Origin of the sequence: Pseudomonas brassicacearum (genome assembly GCF_918698105.1) — a bacterium.
GTDB classification, from domain to species: domain Bacteria; phylum Pseudomonadota; class Gammaproteobacteria; order Pseudomonadales; family Pseudomonadaceae; genus Aquipseudomonas; species Aquipseudomonas brassicacearum_F.
This window is the reverse complement of record NZ_CAKKMI010000011.1, coordinates 1-16,161: the sequence shown is the minus strand read 5'-3', so window position 1 is coordinate 16,161 and position 16,161 is coordinate 1. Positions and strand designations below refer to the sequence as shown.

The window sequence follows — 16,161 nt, the reverse complement described above, 5'->3', positions numbered from 1 at the left end:
ATGAACACTCTGAGCATGTTGGCCCCCAAGCATTTCCAGCGACCTGGCAGCGCCCCGACCGTCATGATCGTCGGCGCCGGTCCTGTTGGCCTGTCCCTGGCAATCCTGTTGAAGAAATGGGGCGTGTCGTTTCGCATCATCGAAAGAAACGCCGGCCCCTCGACGGCGACCAAGGCGATGGCCATCCATTCCCGGACCCTGGAAATCTTTCGGGACCTGGGCGTTGCCGAGCAAGCCATCAGCGACGGCTTCACGATCAACCAGTTTTCGGTGCAGTCCAATGCCAAGCGGGTGCTGAACTACAACTTCTCCTACCTGGATGCGACTTATCCGCTGCTCCTTAGCCTGCCACAGCCGCAAACGGAGAAAATTCTCCTGGAGCGGCTCAAGGAACTGGGTGCCGAAGTGGAGTGGAATACCGAACTGGTGGACATCGAAAACCTGCCAGGTTCGGTGCGCATGACGCTCAAGCATGCCGACGGCACCGACGAGCACTTCACCAGCCGTTGGGTGGCCGCGTGCGACGGTGCCCGCAGCAACATCAGAAAACGCCTGGACATGACCTTCGAAGGCTCGTCCTACGACCGCTTCTTCATGCTCGCCGATGCCGATATCGAGTGGTCCGGAAGCCAGGATGAGGGCGCATTCTTCCTGGGTGCGCAGGACGGTTACGTGGCCGTTGCTCCGATCAGCGCTCAATCGCGTTATCGGTTGTTCATCGAAATGCCCTACAACCTGCCGCCGGAAGGCGAGCGCCCGTCCTTGAGCCTGGAGAACTTCCAGCGCTTGTGCGAAGGGCGCGGGCAAAAGATGACCCTGTCCAACATTTCATCGACCACCATCGCCTCTTTCCAGCATCGCCGCGTGCAATCGATGCAACAAGGCTCCGTGTTTCTACTGGGGGACTCGGCGCATATCGGCAGCCCCATCGGTGGGCAGTGGATGAACCTGGGGGTTTCCGAGGCCTATAACCTGGCCTGGAAAATGGCCTATGTCGATCAGGGCCTGGCGAATCCATCCTTGCTCGACAGCTACAACGAAGAGCGCTATCCGGTTGCCCTGGAAGTCGAGAACACCGCGCACCGGTTGACGGGACTGATCACGGTCCGGCGTCGCGCCCTGGTGTGGCTGCGCGACAATGTCCTGCCGCTGTTGAGCAACCGCAAAAAGGTCCAGCGCAAACTGCCGTCGATGATTTCCGGGCATCAGTATCACTACGACAAGAGCGACTACATTCAAGAATCGCTGACGAACAAGCAGCGCAAGAACTGGAACAAGAAAGGGAAAAAACCCGAGTTCCAGAGCGCAGCGCCTCGCGCCGGGCAACTGGCGCCCGATGTCGAGTTGTGGCAACTGCAAGGGATGCCAACCAAACGCTTGATCGACTTGTTCCACGGCACATTCACGCTGTTGATTTTTAGCGCGGCCGATCAGTTTTCACCGTTGCTGCCAGGCTACTACACGCTGGCCAAGTCGGTGGAAAAGGACTACCCAGGCATCAAGGCCTACTGCGTGATCGACGCCCTGAGCAGCGCCGGCCTGCCGGCTTGGCACTCGACGTTGCTGGACCCCGATTGGCGGCTGCACAAGCGCTATCACGCCAAGGAAGGCATGTTGATGCTGATTCGTCCTGACGGCTATATCGCTTTTCTCGGCGCCGATGCAATAACGCTGATGACATATCTGAACGTAAGGTCCGGGTTGCTCAAGGGCGCCAGGAAAACAATATCTTGCGAGACCGACGCAGTGGAACTCCAACTTTAAGTCGCTCCATGGCTACTGCCAGTTTGATGAATTGATATAAACAAGGCCCTGCCCTGGGCCACGACTTTTGATCTTTCTTACTATAGAAACATCGACCGACTTGGTTAGGAGAATCTTATGCGCTTGCAACTTAACGATGTTGTGCAGGAATTCATCGTGTCCAATGGGAGAATAGCCCATAGCTACTTCTCTCTTTCCGAAAAGATCATTGATTCACTGTGCGAATCCAATATCGCCAAGGAATCAATATTGCTGCGACTGCTGGAACAGGCTGAAACGGTCACTGCGCATTACTTCAATGCGCATCAACAAGTCCTTGAAGGCGTTTATGCCAATGGGACCGAAACGGCTATCAACAAGACTGTTCCCGTGCTGGAGCCGGTTCACTCGAACCCGACCATACTGGCACCGACGCCTGTCGTCGCAGCCGTCGCAGCCGTTGAAGAGACAAATGCACTCAGCTACGGGCAATGGTTGCGTGCCGAAATCAGCACCGTCACCGGCTTCCAGGCGCAACAGATCGACTTCGATCAGAGCTTCGAGAGCCTGGGGATCGACTCCCTCGGGCTGGTGGATATTTTCGAATCCCTGGCCCAGCACTTCCCGGAAAAGAAAGACCTGACCTCGCAGCTGTTCGATGCCCCTACCCCGACCGCCTTGCTGGCTCGGCTTGAAGCCGATCCGCAGGCGCCAGCGGTGGACGTCCAAGCATGGGTAGTCGAGCAATTGGCAACCATCACCGGTTTTACGGTCGAGCAGATCGACCCGACACAAAGCTACGAAAGCCTGGGCCTGGATTCGCTGGTGCAGCTGGACTTCCTGGAGTCGGTAGTCGCCCTGTGGCCGCAGCTCAAGGCCCACAGTTCCGAACTGGCCAACGCCAAGTTCCCGCAGGCGACCATCGCCCTGATTCAAGCCGCCCTGGCCGATCCCCAGCCGCAGGCGGCGCCTGGCGATGAAACTCCAGCGGCCACGACGGACACTCAAGGGCAGGAAGAAAACCTGCTGCTCAAAGCCCTGTCTCCGCTGATCCCGGACGCAACGCAGTCGATCGACATCCAGACGCCGTTCGCCCAACTGGGCCTCAACGGCTTTGCCCGGGAAACGCTCTGCCAATCCATGGCGCAACAGTGCTCTGCCAGCGAGTTTGCCGGTGAAGCGCTGATGTCCCGCCGCACGCCTGAGGATGCCTTGTCACTGCTGGCCAGGCTGAGCTGAGCCCAGCGGCAACAGGAATGGAATCCGGGTGATCGAACAGGTCACCCAGCATTTGGCGATCAGGGAGACAGGTATGAGTGGCGCAGTCACAACAAAGGGCGATTTTTGCTTCAGCGCAATGGCGGGCGAGTTTCCGGGGGCGCCGTCCACGGATGCGCTTTGGCAGTTGCTCTCGCACGGGCAGATCGCACCGATCGAATCAATGCCGACACGCTGGGAATTGGACAAAGGGTCGATCTATTCAACCAAGGCCGGCGAGAAGGATCGCACCTACCTGGACAGCGCTTTTTGCCTGGCCGATGACGCCTCGACGCCGTCACGGCACGAAGGACGACAGGTCGCCATCGGCAAGAAAGTGCTCCAGACGTTGCTCACCCAACTCGCCGAACAAGGCTCGGCACTGAACAGGGAGCGCACCGCGCTGGTGGTCGCGACCTCCTGGAGTGACGAGAGCTATTTCGTCACCGGCATGTTCGGAAAAACCGACGCACCGACGGGCTTCACACCGGGTGAACAAGTGGCAGAACTGGCGGCGGCCTTTGCCTTGGGTGGGCCGGCGTTATCGGTAGACACCGCGTGCAGTTCGTTCCCCTACGCGCTGGATATGGCCCAGGCGCTGGTCAACAGTGGCCAGGCCGACAACGCGATTGTCATGGCCCTCAACACCGTGCTGCCACCGGCGCTGTTCCTGGGTTTCTCGCAGTTGACGGCTTTTTCCGCCCGCGCGCGGATGGAAGCGTTCGGCCAGGACGCCGACGGCATCGTGCCGGGCGAGTGCGCCGTGGCCTTTTTGGTCGAGCCGCTCGCCCAGGCCCTGACGGCGCAGCGGCGTCCCCTGGGCGTGTTGCGCGCCTTGGGCATGTCCGCCGACGGCGCCGAAGGCTCGGTGTTTGCGCCTGGCAAACAGGCGCAGTACTCGGCCTACCAACGCGCCTATCGCGGCCTTGATCCGCGCGATGTGGACTACATCGAGACCCACGGCACCGGTACACCGCTGGGGGACGCAACGGAGCTGGCCTCGCTGAACAGCTTCTTTGCCCCCCATCGCCCGGACGGCAAGAAAATCACCATCGGCTCGATCAAGTCGGTCATCGGCCACCCCCTGGCCGCTGCCGGCGGAGCCTCCCTCGCCAAGGCCTTGATGATGCTGCACCATAAAGGCATTCCCCCGCAGCCCGGTTATCGCCCCAGCAGCAAGGTCGACGAGACCTGCCTGCGACTCGCCACCCAGCAGGTACATCCCCTGGAGGATCATCCATCTGCACGCCGGATTGGCATCTCCAGTTTTGGTTTCGGCGGTGCCAACGCGCACCTGGTGGTGGATGAATACATTCCCGACAACCACCCTGCCGCTCCCCTGGGCGCGCCGGCGAGCGCCAGTGGCGTGGTGATGCTCGACCTTGCCGTTGTCGAGGCTGAAGCAGCGCTGGGCAGCCACCGTTCCTTGCAGTCATTCCAGCAGCAACTCGATCAACCCGCGGCACCTTCGGTCACGTTCCCATATGGGCGCTTCGTTGATTACACCCCGGCGCCCGGTCAACCGTTGCTGGGCAAATTCCTCGCGCAAGACCACGTCATCGATATCGATGGCTATGGCATGGGGCCCAAGCCATTGGCTCATGTCGATCCGTTCAAGCTGTTGATCACCGATCGCGTCAATCATTTGCTGCGACGTTTGCCAGGCGTGGCCGGTTCGCCCGGCACCGCGATGGTCATGTGCTGCAACATGGGTGGCGAGCGCTTCAGCAATGCCTACAGCAGCGCCCACAACTTCTACTCCCGGGCACAAGGTACGGCACCGGGCGTGGAGGTGACGGACGTGGCAACCATGCTGCCGAACATGCTGTCCGGCTATCCGGCGCAGATTTTTGACTTCAAGGGCTTCCATCAGACCCTGGTCGGCACGGCGGGCCTGTTCTGGCAAACCTTGCTGGCCTCGCCGCAATGGTTCAACGACGGCATCACCACGCTGCTGCTCGGCGCAGGACGTTTTGTCAGCGGTGAAATCGAGGTCGAGCGCGCCCGGTGCAGCACGGTCACGCAAGGTGAAGGGCTGGGGCTGATCGCGCTGCGTCGTTATCAACCGGATGCCGCTGACAAACCCTTGCTGGTGATCCGCGCGGCAGTCCTCGCCCACGCCGCCGACTCGCTGGAAGAGGCGTGCCGACGGCTGGGTAAGGCGCCGAGCGACTATCCGAACGTTGATGTCTGTGAACTGCAGCCTGCTGCGACGCCTGCCAGCGGATCACTGCAGCAGATGACCGGCTACCTGGCTGAAGCCAGTGGCATCGAGACCCTGTTGGCGGTGATGTTGAAGGGCGCGACCCATACCGTGATCGAGGTGCGCGACGCTGGCAAGCCGGTGATGTGGCTGTTTACCGAGAAGCTTCGCCAATGGAGCCCGACGGCGGCCGAGGCCAGCCCGCCCATCAAGCATCCCTTCATGTTGCGCTTTGCCCATTCGTCATCCCACGAACTGCAGCAGGTCATCATGCCTGCCCGGCCTGTCAGCGTGATTCGCGAACCGCAAAACGATGGCGTCGACGTACTGCAACTCAGCGACACGCTCACCAGCACCCTGCTCTCCGGGCTGCGGGTGCGGGTTCGCGCTATGGAAAGCCTGTTCGCCCTGCACCGCGGCAACGCCACCCAGCGTCCTGCGCACTGGCAGCGCAGCGCGGAACATATCGTGATCGCCAACGCCCAACGCAGCCCACAGTCGTTGCACGCCCAGCTCGTGGTGGACGAAGGGCACCCGTACTTTTTCGATCACCCCCTGGATCACGTCCCGGGCATTTTGCTGCTCGAGGGCGTGCTGCAACTGATCGAACTGGCGATGCCGCCTCTGAGCGGACGGGTCGCCTACATCAAGAGCCTGACGATCAAGTTCCAACAATACGTACAGAAGCAAGGCGTGATCGATCTGCACGTCGAGCAAGGCCAGGATCCCCAGGTGTTCAATGCCAAGGTCATGCAGGCCGGGAAAGTGATGTGCACCTGCGTGCTCGGGATGGCCTACAGCTCGGCGTTCGAGACATCGCCGACCGGTGAATTCACCGCCAGGCCCTGCCGTAACAAGGCGCTGTTGCACAAGGCCAGGGAGGAGAACGTCATCGTCAGTGACATGAGCGGCGTCACCCAGGGCCTGAGCGTGGACACGGTGATACTGCCGCCGGAACACTTCTTCCAGGCCGGTGATCCCGAACACTATTCGATGGTGTATTTCCTCGAAGTCGCTCGCCAGTGCTACATGCAGATCGCCCACAGCCATCTGCGGATTCCACTCAATACCCCGATGAATCTGTTGGCCTTGAGCTTCACCCTGGATCGCCCCATCCCCAGGAACAGCCCGCTGTCATTGGCGCCGCAAGCCGGTTTCGATGCAGCGCTCCAGGCATTCAAGACCAACCGTATCTACATCGACCTGTTCAACCGGGGCGAAAAAATCGGTCAAGCGAGCATTACCGCCCAGGTGCTGAGTCAATCCGCGCCGGCGGCCTGAGCATTGAATGGATCTGCCCTCCAGCATGACCGTGCCCCCCACAACCAAGGTGTCGCCGTGAACGATGTCAAAGTGCAAGTCATAGTCAAATCGCCCCCGTCTGAAATCTGGAAGATCTGGAGCAATATTGCAGAAGCCCCGTTATGGGATACCGATGTTCGCCAGTGTCAACTCGACGGCCCTTTCCAGGCAGGGACACGCGGCAAATGTATGCTCAAGAACGGCTTGAACATGCCACTGAAACTGGAGGCCGTGAGCCTGCACGAAAGCTATCGCAACAGCGCACGGCTGCTGTGGATCGACCTCGAATTCGATCATCAGATGCGCAGGCTTTCTGCCGATGAAACCCATGTCATCCATAGCGCGAAAATTTCCGGGCCGTTGAGTTTCCTGTACCGCGGGCTGCTGCGCAAAGCGTTGACCGCAGCGATGACCACGGCGCTGGACAACCTCTGCACGCTGGCTGAACAACGGGCCATCGGCGCCCCGGGGCTGGCGAAAACCACGACGCCCTTGCACCTCGTATAAAAATCTTTCGGAAGGATGCGTGCGCAACGCGCCCTCCCGGATTCGCTTCGCTTACTTCTCGATAACAGCACATTTCGGATCCAGCATGAATCTACAGAAAAACACCCAATATCTTGTCATGGGCATCGTTGGTCTGGGCACTATGGCCCCGGCATCGAGTTTCGCCGACAACCTCGGCCCCTATGTCAGTGGCATGGGCGGCGTGAACTGGGTCGCTAAGCAGGACCTGACCCAGAACAACGACGATTTCGTCGAAATGGAATTCAATCAACCGCTGCACTCGGGCTACGCCACCGGGCTTGCACTGGGCTGGCGGTTTCCGGTCGGGTTACGGCCCGAGGTGGAACTGAGCTACCGCCGCAACACCCTGGACCAGTTCAATAACCGGATCTACGAGGGCGGAAGCAGCATCGAGGGCAAAGGCGAAGAGCAAGCCAGCAGCCTCATGACCAATCTCTGGTATGACATCCCGAACCTGCCCGCCCCCTTGAGCCGCTTCACGCCTTATGTGGGCGGTGGCCTGGGCTATGCGGTGCTGACGATCAAGGGCCTGGAAGCGGGCGGCGTCGAGTTCGGCGGCACCCATCGCGATACCGTCTCGGCCTGGCAACTCGGCGCCGGCGTCGCCTACGAGCTGAGCGAGCATTGGTCCATGTCCCTGGATTACCGCTACTTCAAGACCGGCGAAGCGAACTTCGGCAAAATCCAGGGCCTGCCCCAGGCCGATGTGGAAACCGAATACAACGCCCAGTCCTTGATGCTTGGCTTGCGGTACTGGTTGTAGGCTGTACGCGGATCGGCGCCTTGCCTTGTTGGTCTTGCCTTCGGCAATCAATTGCCAGACTCTCGCTGGCGGTGACGGTCTGCCCCGGTTGCAGATCAATCGGTGTGGATGCCGGAGGCTGGTAGGTGGTGGTCACCAACGATGCCCCGGCACCATGGCGATCACCGTAACGAACCAGCCGACCATCCTTCATCTCGGCGAGACGCACCGGTGATAAAAGAACCCCAGCCACTGGCGGCAAGGGCCGAGACGGCAGGTGTGCTTTTCAAAAAACAGATCCTTGTCCCAATGTGCTCGTTGCGATCGATCGAAAACCGATAACGCTCATAGGTTAGGGACGAGTGCCAAGCGGCGCTATAGCGCAAGTGTGCTATAGGCTTTGCTCTTGTCTGGTTCATTCTTCAGCCTTGAAACCGTATCGGAGGCTCCCATGACCGAATCACTGGAGCGTTTTGTCCAGGCGCAAGCCTCAACCTACGACCACGCCTTGCTTGAACTGCGGCGTGGCCGCAAGGAAGGCCACTGGATGTGGTTCATCTTTCCCCAATTACGCGGCCTGGGCGTCAGTGACAACGCCGCCTACTACGGCCTGCGCGGCATTGACGAGGCGCGGGACTATTTGCAGCACCCGCTGCTGGGTCCGCGACTCGAGCGTGCGACTCGCGCGGTACTGGACTCTGGAGTCGCCTTGGAGAAACTCCTCGGATCCATCGATGCCATGAAGTTCGCGTCCTGCATGACGCTTTTTGCAGCGGCCGCGGGCGAGCATTCCGTGTACGCCCAGGCGCTGGGTGGTGGGGTGAGCCGCGACGCAAGGACACTGGAATTGCTTCAGGAACAAGAGCGTAGAAAGGTCTGATCACGAAACATGGACGAAGGCAGTGCACGTGGCCAATCCAATGGCTGTCCTGCGCGGATCAACGTTCTAGATCGACAGCACAAAGCGGCCTCCACCCTCGATTTCCTCGCCACCCGACAGCGCTCCAGGCACAAACCCGCATCGCTCAAGGACCTTCCTTGAGCCGACGTTACTCTCATAGACATAAGCCACCAGCTGCGTAAGCCCCCAACGCATCCGCGCCGCCTCGATCAGATGTTTCAGGGCCTGCGTTGCCAGCCCTTGCCCGCAAGCACGTTGATCAATGCGATAGCCCACCTCGGCGCAACCCTGTGGTGAGTGGATGCTTTTCAGATTCGCTCGCCCGACGATTCTCCCGCTGGAATCTTCGATGACAAACGGGTGCCAGGCGCCCGTAGCAAAATCGGCCAAATAACTTTCAATGTGATCGGTGACGCCCGTCAATGAATAAAAGCTAGGGTCCCGTGGGTCGATCTGCGATTCGAACCATTCACGGTTATGGATTTCGAAGGCCAGCAGCGCTTCGGCGTCGGTATTCTCCAGCTCGCGAATCCTGAATGGGGTCACTGATTGCTTCTCCTGGGTCTTGAAGCGCAATCGTAAGGTCGAATGATGGTTCATGGCGAGGGTTTGTGCTTGAGCGGTCTTGTGTTGTGGGGCTGCTGCGCAGCCCAGCGGGAGCAAGCTCCCTCGCCACAAAAAGCGACGCTGGTCAGTCCGATGAGACAGATAAACGGAACCCCGAGGGCTTTTGTGGCGAGGGGATTTAGCGAAACGTCGCACCGCCCCGCTGGGTTGCGCAGCAGCCCCAAAAAGCTGAATGCGGTCTGCCTGAAACACCAAAGGGTCGGGCTTCAGGGCCGCTGCGCGCCCCAGCGGGAGCAAGCTCCCTCGCCACAAGAAACGGCGCTGGTCAGTCCGATGAGACAGATAAACGGAACCCCCGAGGGCTTTTGTGGCGAGGGGATTTAGCGAAACGTCGCACCGCCCCGCTGGGCTGCCCAGCAGCCCCAAAAAGCTGAACGCGGTCTGCCTGAAACACCTAAGGGTCAGGCTTCAGGGCCGCTGCGCGCCCCAGCGGGGATAAATCCCCTCGCCACAGTTTGTTCTATGCAAGGAGTTGAATGGTTCACCCCTTCCCCAGCCAAACACAACACCGTGGCGAGGGAGCAAGCTCCCTCGCCACAAAAAGCGGCGCTGGTCAGTCCGATGAGACAGATAAACGGAACCCCCGAGGGCTTTTGTGGCGAGGGGATTTAGCGAAACGTCGCACCGCCCCGCTGGGCTGCCCAGCAGCCCCAAAAAGCTGAACGCGGTCTGCCTGAAACACCTAAGGGTCAGGCTTCAGGGCCGCTGCGCGCCCCAGCGGGGATAAATCCCCTCGCCACAGTTTGTTCTATGCAAGGAGTTGAATGGTTCACCCCTTCCCCAGCCAAACACAACACCGTGGCGAGGGAGCAAGCTCCCTCGCCACAAAAAGCGGCGCTGGTCAGTCCGATGAGACAGATAAACGGAACCCCCGAGGGCTTTTGTGGCGAGGGGATTTAGCGAAACGTCGCACCGCCCCGCTGGGCTGCCCAGCAGCCCCAAAAAGCTGAACGCGGTCTGCCTGAAACACCAAAGGGTCAGGCTTCAGGGCCGCTGCGCGCCCCAGCGGGAGCAAGCTCCCTCGCCACAAAAAGCGGCGCAGGAGCGTCCGTTGGGACAGATGAAATAGGTATATCCAGGGACTTATGTGGCGAGGGGATTTATCCCCTCGCCACAAGGTTATTCATTTGATGGGGCCATAAACGAAAAATGCCCCGTACCTTTCGATACGGAGCATTTTTTTCAAGGCTTCCCGCGGATTGGGGAAGCCGGAACGCAACCCGCCGCTATCCTTCAGGCGTTCTGGTTCCAGGGACGGTCCCCATGCTCGTCCTTGATGCGCGTCGGCAAGCCCATCACATCCAACGCCTCGAGGAACGCCTCGGCAGGCAGCTCCTCGACGTTGACCATGCGCTGTACGTCCCATTCGCCACGGGCCACCAGCAAGGCTGCGGCCACGGGTGGCACGCCTGCGGTATAGGAAATGCCCTGGCTGTCGGTTTCCGCGTAAGCGTCCTCGTGGTCGGCCACGTTGTAGATGAACATCTCGCGCGGCTGGCCATCCTTGACGCCCTTGACCAGGTCGCCGATGCAGGTCTTGCCGGTGTAGCCCGGCGCCAGCGAACTCGGGTCAGGCAGCACGGCCTTGACCACTTTCAGCGGCACGACTTCCAGGCCTTCGGCAGTCTTGACCGGTTGCTCGGAGAGCAGGCCGAGGTTCTTCAGTACGGTGAACACGTTGATGTAGTGCTCACCGAAGCTCATCCAGAAACGCACATTGGGCACATCGAGGTTCTTCGACAGCGAGTGCACTTCGTCGTGGCCGGTCAGGTACAGGTTCTGCGAACCCACGACCGGCAGGTCGTCGGTGCGCTTGACCTCGAACATGGTGTTGCTGGTCCACTGGCTGTCCTGCCAGCTCCACACCTGTCCGGTGAATTCGCGGAAATTGATTTCCGGGTCGAAATTGGTGGCGAAATATTTGCCATGGGAGCCGGCATTGACGTCGAGAATATCGATCGAATCAATGCGGTCGAAATGCTGTTGTTGCGCCAGTGCCGCATAGGCATTGACCACACCCGGGTCGAAGCCCACGCCGAGAATGGCGGTGATGTTCTTTTCCTGGCACTCCTGGAGGTGGTTCCACTCGTAGTTGCCGTACCAGGGCGGCGTCTCGCAGACCTTGCCCGGTTCTTCGTGGATAGCGGTGTCCAGGTAGGCCACGCCGGTATCGATGCAGGCACGCAGCACCGACATGTTGAGAAAGGCAGAGCCGACGTTGATGACGATCTGCGACTCGGTTTCGAGAATCAGCGCCTTGGTCGCTTCGACATCCAGAGCGTTCAGTGCAAAGGCCTTGATGTCGGCGGGTTGTTTGAGGCTACCCTTGGCCTTGACGCTGTCGATGATGGCCTGGCATTTGGAGATGTTGCGCGACGCGATAGCAATACGACCGAGTTCGTCGTTGTGCTGCGCGCACTTGTGGGCCACCACCTTGGCGACACCTCCTGCACCAATGATAAGTACGTTCTTCTTCAATTTCTTCATTTCTCCTTCCGCCAGCTCAAGACAGGCTGGACAGATAGTCGTCGTAAACAAACTCGCGAACCACCTCGACGCTGCCGTCGAGCTGCTTCACTACGATGGACGGCATTTTCAGGCCGTTGAACCAGTTTTTCTTGACCATGGTGTAGCCCGCTGCGTCGATGAACGACAGCCGATCGCCGATGGACAGCGGACGATCGAATGGGTACTCGCCGAAGATGTCTCCGGCCAGGCAGGACTTGCCGCACACCATGTAGGTGTATTCGCCCTCGCTCGGTGCCATTTTGGCGTCCAGGCGATAGATCAGCAGATCGAGCATGTGCGCCTCGATGGAACTGTCCACCACGGCCAGGTGCTTGCCGTTGTAGAGCGTGTCGAGCACGGTGACTTCCAGCGACGCGCTCTGGGTGATCGCGGCTTCGCCCGGCTCCAGGTAGACCTGCACGCCATATTTTTGCGAGAAGGCCTTGAGCCGCGCGCAGAAGGCGTCCAGGGCGTAGCCCTCGCCGGTGAAGTGAATGCCGCCACCGAGGCTGACCCACTCGACCTTATGCAGCAAGTGACCAAAGCGCTCTTCGATAGTGCCCAGCATCTGGTCGAACAAACCGAAATCGCCGTTCTCGCAGTTGTTGTGGAACATGAAGCCGGAGATATGCTCGATGACTTGCTCGATTTTCACCGGATCCCATTCGCCCAGGCGGCTGAAGGGGCGCGCCGGGTCGGCCAGCAGGTAATCGGAGCTGCTCACTTGCGGATTGACCCGCAGGCCGCGAACCTTGCCGGCCGACGCCTCGGTGTAGCGCTGCAACTGGCCGATGGAGTTGAAGATGATCTTGTCGCAGTTGGCGAGCATCTCCTCGATCTCATCGTCGGCCCAGGCGACGCTGTAGGCATGGGTCTCGCCAGCGAACTTCTGCCGGCCGAGCTTGAGCTCATAGAGCGACGACGACGTGGTGCCGTCCATGTACTGCTGCATCAGGTCGAACACCGACCAGGTGGCGAAGCACTTGAGCGCCAACAAGGCCTTGGCCCCGGACTGCTCCCGCACATAGGCGATCTTCTGCATGTTCGCCAGCAGCTTTTGTTTATCGATGAGGTAGTACGGCGTTTTGATCATTTTCGAGGCCTCCGGGCAAGGCGAGCCAAAAAAGGATGCGCATTGTGCCTTCACTGACTGCATATCGAAAGAGCGAAAAGCCCCGTTCACGCAATCACCCTGATCCGAGCCCACGCTTTGCGATAACCGGACGTACCGACTGCCCAGGCGACGAAATGCTGGATGATCGGGTAAATAAGGGGTCATCGAAGAGGCGCTGAAATCGAGTCGTCGCTGGTAGACGGCAATGGGCAACAACCGTCCGCGGTCAGTGCTGATGCATCAGGCCATGCAGAACGCCGAACCTCAGGCCCGGCTCGGAAGCAATCATCTGCGAGATGCCGAAGACCTTGAATGCCGCCAGCATGATCGCCAGGCCACCGGGCAGGATGCCCAGGCGATGGCTTTGCAAGCCGGCCAACCTGAGCTGGTCGACATGGCCGACTTCCAGCAGGCGCAACGACAAACGCAACAATCCACTGTAGGTCATGCCGCCTTTACCCAAGTCGTTGAGGCCGTTGGCCTTGAGCACTTTGGCCAACATCCGGGCAGTGCCGGAAGAGCCGATCGCCTGCTGCCAGCCCAGCGCGCGATAACGAGGCGCCACTTTTTCAAATTGCAGGACGGCCACTCGCTCCGCCTCCAACAGCGCCTGGGCGGTGATGCATCCGCCCGGGAAGTAACGCGCACCAAAGGTGCCACTGCCGATGGCGATGCTTTCCGTGAACAGCGGTTGTGCGCCCTGCCCCAGAATCAGTTCGGTTGAGCCGCCGCCGATGTCCACCACCAGCCGCGTGCGCTCGACACCGGGCACCGTATGGGCAACGCCGGCGTACACCAGCCGGGCTTCCTCATGCCCGGAGAGCACGTCGATCCGAAACCCCAAATGCCGCTCGGCACTGGCCAGGAACAGTTGGGCATTGGCCGCTTCGCGCACGGCACTGGTCGCCACCGCCCGCACCCGTCCGGCTTCAAAACCACGCAGTTTTTTGCCGAATCGGGCGAGGGCCTGCCAGCCTCGATCCAACGCCAATTCATCCAATGCCCCGGCCTGCAGGCCCTCGGCCAACCGGACCGGCTCACGCAGGGTTTTCACTTCCTGGATCACCAGGCGTCGATTGCGTTTGACTGACTGGCCGATCATCAAGCGGAAGGCGTTGGAGCCCAGGTCAATGGCCGCGAACAGGGGGGCGTCGCCTTTCATAGCGGTGTTCCTTGATTCATCAGCCAGCAGGCACAGGCGCTGCCGGACTTCCCACGATGGTTTGCGAGGATCCTGCCACGGCTTCGATGACACCTGGATGACACCCCTGGCGCTCGGCCATGAAAACAGACGCGTGCCGACGACATTCGGACGAACTCTGCGCCTTCGAGCGTAAACGATAAAACCCGATCGTGCGGACATCCTCCGCGGATAAACGTTTTAGCCAGGGGCAAGCGTGAGGCACTGATGTCCGTCACCGGCATGTAACAAAATGCAACTAGCGTGGGTCGCGCCCCCACGACCGAGTTTTCCATCATGACGAACCAGACCCTGGTCATGGACTCATCGAGTTCCATCGCCCCAAGCTCAAGACCGCTACTCAACCGCAAACCGAGTGTGATGACCCTAGTGGTGTTTTTCGCCGTATTGGGCAGCGGCCTGCTGTTTACCGCCTACAGCCTGATGCACGACATGAACGAACTCGGCACCGTAGTGACCACCTGGACGCCGTTCCTGCTATTGGGTGTGGCGCTGCTGATTGCCCTTGGCTTCGAATTCGTCAACGGCTTCCACGACACCGCCAACGCCGTGGCCACCGTCATTTATACCCATTCCATGGCGCCGAACTTAGCCGTAGCCTGGTCGGGCTTCTTCAACTTCCTCGGGGTGCTGCTTTCCAGCGGCGCTGTGGCCTTCGGCATCATCGCCCTGCTGCCGGTGGAACTGATCCTGCAGGTCGGCTCTTCTGCCGGCTTCGCCATGATCTTCGCCCTGCTGATCGCCGCCATCCTGTGGAACCTGGGCACCTGGTGGCTGGGTTTGCCGGCGTCATCGTCCCACACGCTGATCGGCTCGATCATCGGCGTGGGCGTCGCCAATGCCCTGATGCACGGGCGTGACGGCACCAGCGGTGTGGACTGGGCCCAGGCGACCAAGATCGGCTATGCGTTGCTGCTGTCGCCGCTGGTGGGGTTCGGTTGCGCTGCATTGTTGCTGCTGGCGCTGCGGGCGTTCGTCAAGAACCGCTCGCTGTACAAGGCCCCGCACGGCAATACGCCGCCGCCCTGGTGGATTCGCGGCATGCTGATCCTGACCTGCACCGGCGTGTCATTCGCCCATGGCTCCAACGACGGCCAGAAAGGCATGGGCCTGATCATGCTGATTCTGGTCGGCACCCTGCCGATGGCGTATGCGCTGAACCGCACCATGCCGGCCGACCAGGCGCTGCAATTCGCCGCCGTGGCGCAGGTCACCCAGCAAGCCTTGGTCAAGCACTCGCCGATACCGGCCCCGGCAGATTCGCGAGCGATCCTTTCCACGTACGTGGGCAGCAAGGAGGCGACGCCGCAATTGGTACCGGCCCTGGCTGCGATGACCGGCAGCATCGGCGCCGAAGTCAAAGGCTACGGCTCGCTGGCCAAAGTACCCGCCGAAGCGGTGGGCAACGTGCGCAACGACATGTACCTGACCAGCGAAACCATTCGCCTGATGGACAAGAACAAGGTCGGCAACTTCGACGCCGACACCAGCGCCCAACTGCAATTGTTCAAGCAGCAGATCGACAATTCCACGCGGTTCATTCCCCTGTGGGTGAAAATTGCCGTGGCCATCGCCCTCGGCCTGGGCACCATGGTCGGTTGGAAGCGCATCGTAGTGACGGTGGGTGAAAAAATCGGCAAGTCCCACCTGACCTACGCCCAAGGTGCCTCGGCCGAAACCGTCGCCATGCTGACCATCGGCGCCGCCGACATGTTCGGCTTGCCGGTGTCCACGACCCATGTGTTGTCCTCCGGCGTGGCCGGCACCATGGTCGCCAACGGCTCTGGCTTGCAGATGCGCACCATCCGCAACCTGGTGATGGCCTGGGTCCTGACGCTGCCGGCTGCCATCCTCCTTTCGGGCAGTCTCTACTGGTTGTTCACCAAGCTGTTCTGACCTCTCGTTCGCCGAGGCCTCACCTGACTGAGGCCTCGCGCTGAATCTCCTGTCCGCCACCTGCCAATGTGGGAGCGAGCTTGCTCGCGATAGCGGTGTGTCAGTCACAAACGCTGCAACGGCTGTCTCTTATAAACAT

At 60.4% G+C, this 16,161-nt stretch carries 11 protein-coding genes; 7 read left to right on the top strand and 4 right to left on the bottom strand.

What is annotated here, in order from left to right:
- The 6 genes from LQ215_RS06690 (at nt 1) to LQ215_RS06665 (ending at nt 8,655) form a co-directional block, all read left to right on the top strand.
- On the top strand, nt 1-1,764 hold the full coding sequence (locus tag LQ215_RS06690; RefSeq protein WP_230148147.1) for an FAD-dependent monooxygenase: 1,764 nt from the start codon (nt 1-3) through the stop codon (nt 1,762-1,764).
- Between the two features lie 117 nt (nt 1,765-1,881).
- Nucleotides 1,882-2,982, top strand: a complete 1,101-nt coding sequence (locus tag LQ215_RS06685) for an acyl carrier protein (RefSeq protein ID WP_230148145.1) — start codon at nt 1,882-1,884, stop codon at nt 2,980-2,982.
- 73 nt (nt 2,983-3,055) lie between these two features.
- Nucleotides 3,056-6,484 (top strand): beta-ketoacyl synthase N-terminal-like domain-containing protein, encoded by a 3,429-nt coding sequence (locus LQ215_RS06680; RefSeq protein WP_230148143.1) that lies wholly within the window; start codon nt 3,056-3,058, stop codon nt 6,482-6,484.
- A 231-nt stretch (nt 6,485-6,715) separates the two neighbouring features.
- Nucleotides 6,716-7,012 (top strand): polyketide cyclase, encoded by a 297-nt coding sequence (locus LQ215_RS06675; protein ID WP_230148141.1) that lies wholly within the window; start codon nt 6,716-6,718, stop codon nt 7,010-7,012.
- 85 nt (nt 7,013-7,097) lie between these two features.
- Nucleotides 7,098-7,796 (top strand): outer membrane protein, encoded by a 699-nt coding sequence (locus LQ215_RS06670; RefSeq protein WP_230148140.1) that lies wholly within the window; start codon nt 7,098-7,100, stop codon nt 7,794-7,796.
- A 430-nt stretch (nt 7,797-8,226) separates the two neighbouring features.
- Nucleotides 8,227-8,655, top strand: coding sequence for a DUF1810 domain-containing protein (locus LQ215_RS06665; protein ID WP_230148138.1), 429 nt, complete (start codon nt 8,227-8,229; stop codon nt 8,653-8,655).
- Between the two features lie 66 nt (nt 8,656-8,721).
- Here the strand turns inward: LQ215_RS06665 and LQ215_RS06660 are convergent, their stop codons facing one another.
- The 4 genes from LQ215_RS06660 to LQ215_RS06645 form a co-directional block, all read right to left on the bottom strand.
- Nucleotides 8,722-9,222: a GNAT family N-acetyltransferase gene (locus tag LQ215_RS06660; protein WP_230148321.1), complete on the bottom strand. Its 501-nt coding sequence runs from the start codon at nt 9,220-9,222 to the stop codon at nt 8,722-8,724.
- Between the two features lie 1,314 nt (nt 9,223-10,536).
- Complete coding sequence (locus LQ215_RS06655; RefSeq protein ID WP_043042741.1) at nt 10,537-11,781, bottom strand: saccharopine dehydrogenase family protein; 1,245 nt, start codon at nt 11,779-11,781, stop codon at nt 10,537-10,539.
- Nucleotides 11,782-11,806: 25 nt separating this feature from the next.
- On the bottom strand, nt 11,807-12,904 hold the full coding sequence (locus LQ215_RS06650) for a carboxynorspermidine decarboxylase (RefSeq protein ID WP_230148136.1): 1,098 nt from the start codon (nt 12,902-12,904) through the stop codon (nt 11,807-11,809).
- Between the two features lie 247 nt (nt 12,905-13,151).
- Nucleotides 13,152-14,087 (bottom strand): Ppx/GppA family phosphatase, encoded by a 936-nt coding sequence (locus tag LQ215_RS06645; protein ID WP_230148134.1) that lies wholly within the window; start codon nt 14,085-14,087, stop codon nt 13,152-13,154.
- 315 nt (nt 14,088-14,402) lie between these two features.
- Here LQ215_RS06645 and LQ215_RS06640 point away from each other — a divergent pair, with 315 nt between their 5' ends.
- Nucleotides 14,403-16,022 (top strand): inorganic phosphate transporter, encoded by a 1,620-nt coding sequence (locus LQ215_RS06640; RefSeq protein ID WP_230148132.1) that lies wholly within the window; start codon nt 14,403-14,405, stop codon nt 16,020-16,022.
- Nucleotides 16,023-16,161: the final 139 nt, after the last annotated feature.